The sequence below is a fragment of the Salibacter sp. genome (assembly GCF_031581065.1).
Lineage (GTDB): Bacteria > Bacteroidota > Bacteroidia > Flavobacteriales_G > Salibacteraceae > Salibacter.
Window position 1 is genome coordinate 1 of record NZ_JAVLBN010000089.1, and the last position, 3702, is coordinate 3702.

The 3702-nt window shown below is 43.2% G+C and carries 2 protein-coding genes; one reads left to right on the forward strand and one right to left on the reverse strand.

All coding sequences use genetic code 11. The features are described 5' to 3' along the window. Window positions 1–330: 330 nt before the first annotated feature. On the reverse strand, window positions 331–840 hold the full coding sequence (locus RI557_RS11520) for an acetyl-CoA carboxylase biotin carboxyl carrier protein subunit (RefSeq protein WP_310669059.1): 510 nt from the start codon (window positions 838–840) through the stop codon (window positions 331–333). Window positions 841–985: 145 nt separating this feature from the next. On the opposite strand from RI557_RS11520, the gene RI557_RS11525 reads away from it, so the two are divergent. After that, window positions 986–3619 (forward strand): M1 family aminopeptidase, encoded by a 2634-nt coding sequence (locus tag RI557_RS11525; RefSeq protein ID WP_310683907.1) that lies wholly within the window; start codon window positions 986–988, stop codon window positions 3617–3619. Window positions 3620–3702 lie beyond the last annotated feature (83 nt).

The window sequence follows — 3702 nt, forward strand, 5'->3', positions numbered from 1 at the left end:
TAATGTGAAGTGTTTAGCAACTTACTTGAAAACTACTTATCTTCCCCAGAACAAAGGCACATGAAATTCAAGATAATAAAACGAAAAGGGAAGTGGAGCCGAATTCTTTCCTGCTCTCGTTTTTGTCCGACAGAAAGGAAGTTGCTCCCAAAACTCTGGAAATAGATGCACCTGGGGCCGAGGTTGACGATATGTTGAATTGGCTATACTTACCTGACGAAGAGTGCGGAGTGGAAATGAGTCAGGTCTATATGGGTTTCAACAAAGATCAGCCACTCCCAAGCAACAAGATGTTAAAAGCTGCGAGCGTCTATGTGAGTAGTGTGAGATTTAAACATCAAAAGAAACAAGCGTGGCATTCTTTTCAACAGCAATACCTTTATCCACATCAATTGATTTGATAACTGCATCTGTTGGTGACTTGATCACGTTTTCCATTTTCATGGCTTCTAAAACGACTAAAGGCTCTCCGGTTTTAACTTCCTGTCCCGCTTCAACCTGAATATCAAGTACCATTCCCGGCATTGGTGCTTTTACATCAGAAATTTGTTGGTTGGCGAGATCGGCCAGTCCCATTTTATCGAGAAGGATATCGAATTTATCGCGAATATCGAGTTCCAGGACTTTTCCGTTGATCTTAATCTTTGCGGCCTTTTCTTCACTGTCATAATTCACAATTTCTATGTTGTATGAATTACCTTCGTGAATCAAATGGTAATGCGTGTCGTCAATTTGAATGAGGTCGAGTTCAAAATCGCTGTCGTTGACTTTACCGCTCAACAAGTCATTTGCTGTGAAATCAACCGAATATGAATTGTCGTTTATTTTTACTTCATGCATGCCACAAATATAATTTAGTTTTACGCTCTCTAAACCGAAAAACGGAGAAAACAAATGTAGTGATGAATCCTGCACGATAAAAATACGCTCTTGATGTTTATTTTTGCCGTGTATTCTTTACAGCTACATCCAAAAAGCCTCACAGATGAAAAGATTATTAGCAGTAGCAGCCGTATCGTTGACGTTTACATCTTGTTCTTTGTTGAATATTGGGTCAGAACCGGAGCCGAGAAAAGTAGTGGAGCTGGACACGCTTCACGTTGAAGAGCCGTCTCCACGTCAGCCTTACAAAGCGGCTGAAACGCGCGTGGCAGATCTCATTCACACAAAACTCGATGTCAAGTTCGACTGGGAAAAGCAATACCTCTATGGAAAAGCATGGCTCGATTTTACTCCGTATTTCTACGACATGGAGTCGTTTAAGATTGACGCCAAAGGCTTTGATGTAAACGAAGTTTCGCTTGTAAGTGGATCTGACCGTAACCCGGTAGATTACAACTATGACGGCAGCCAAATTGAAGTTTACCTGGATAGTGCTTATACCCGCAACGATACATTCAAACTTTTCATCGAATACACGGCAAAACCCAATGAGCTTGAGCTTAAAGGAAGCTCAGCCATCAGCGATGCAAAAGGACTTTATTTCATCAATCCATTAGGTGAAAACCCCAACAAACCAAAACAAATTTGGACACAGGGCGAGCCCGAGTCGAGTTCTTGCTGGTTCCCGACAATCGACTCGCCAAATGAGAAAACAACGCAGGAAATCTCGATTACTGTTCAGGAAAAATACAAGACACTTTCTAACGGGAAGCTCCAGTATTCTTCACTGAATGGAGATGGAACACGCACTGATGTGTGGGCGCAGGAAAAACGTCATGCTCCGTACCTCTTTATGATGGCTGTTGGTGAGTTTGCTGTTGTGGAAGACTCGTGGCGAGACAGTATGCTCGTGGATTACTACGTAGAACCGGAATACGAAGAGCATGCTCAGGCAATTTTTGGCGACACTCCTGAGATGATTGAATTTTACAGTGAATTGTTTGATTATCCATATCCGTGGGCAAAATACTCGCAAGTTGTTGTGAGAGACTACGTATCGGGCGCTATGGAAAATACCTCGGCAGTGATCTTTGGTGAATTTGCTCAAAAGACAAAACGCGAGCTGATTGATGATAGTCCGGAAGATGTCATTGCTCATGAACTCATCCACCACTGGTTTGGTGATCTCGTAACGTGCGAGTCGTGGGCAAACCTCCCGCTCAACGAGAGTTTTGCTACTTATGGCGAGTATCTGTGGCGTGAATACAAATACGGCAGGGCAAGTGCTGATATGCATCTTCACCAGGATTTACAGGGTTATTTGAGAGAATTTGACAGCGGAAAGCATGTGGATCTGATTCGCTTCAATCACGACAAACCGGGCGATATGTTTGATGGGCATTCGTATGCAAAAGGTGGTCGCGTATTGCACATGCTCCGCAAGTATTTGGGTGACGAAGCATTCTTTGCCGGACTCAGCCACTACCTGAAAGAAAATAAATACGAGCCCGTTGAAATTCACCAGTTGCGCCTCGCAATGGAAGAAGTTTCTGGAAGAGATCTCAATTGGTTCTTCAACCAGTGGTTCCTCGATGAAGGTCATCCTCAACTCACCGTTCAGTACGATTACATCGACTCAACGGGTGTTCAAAAGGTAATGGTAACGCAAGATCAGGATGCGACAGAATTTCCGATATACAAGCTTCCGGTAATCGTTGCGTTTCACATGAGCAATGGAGCAACGATTGAGCGTGAAATTGAGATAGATAGTTTGGAACAAACATTCAGTTTTGATTTTCGGTCAGAGCCGGAATGGATCAACTTCGACATGGAGAAAATGTTGCTGGCCGAGATCGATGAGCAAAAACCGGTTGAAGATTGGGTAGCGCAATACAATGAGAGTTCACTCTTCTACGCAAAGCTCACCGCACTCAACGAAATTCAAAAACATTTGCGCAAAAATGATGAAGCAGCAAAAACAGCTATTGCAGCGCTGGATGATTCAATTTCCGGAATTCAGGAAAAAGCGCTTTCCATGTTGAAAGTGATGCCTGCAGAATACGACACAACAGTTGTTGGAAAATTAAAAAAGCTGTCAAAGAATGACGAAGACTCTGAAGTGAGATCTACTGCGATCAACTTATTGCCAAAATATGCAGATGAAGAAGTTGTTCCGCTTTTGGAAAATGCGCTCAAAGACAGCAGTTATTATGTGCTTGTATCGGCTCTTGACGCGCTTTACAAAATTGCCCCGGAAAAAGGGCTCGAAAAAGCCGGAGAGCTGGAGGGTTCTGAAAATGGTGAAGTGTTGATGACAGTTGCCGGAATCTATCTTGAAGAAGGCGTGGAAGGGAAACAAGATTACTTCCTTTCATTAGACAAGAAAATCAAAGGCTTTTCGCGCATTTCGTATATGTCGCTGTTGAGCAACTACTCAGCCGAAATTGGATCTGACCAGTTTAGAGATAAAGCATTAAAGATTCTCGATAAAGAAGCCAATGCCGATCAACAGTGGTTTGTGCTCTATTACGCAGTGGACGGAATGGTTCGCATTCGCGATGCCTACCAAACGGAGCTCGAAACCATCAATGAGAAATACGGTGAGGAAGAATCAATGAAAAAAGAAGATGCCGATCGTATAAAAGCGATTGAGGCAAAACTCGCTGATATTGAGAGCAAGTTTGAAGTGCTGAGAGAAAAGATCGAGCATCCGCGCGTGCAGATGTTGTTGAATTAACTAAAACAGCTTTTGCGAAAACTCATCGGGGTTTTCAAAATCGTGATCTATTTCGAGGTTTTTCCCTGATGCTGCCTCAACGG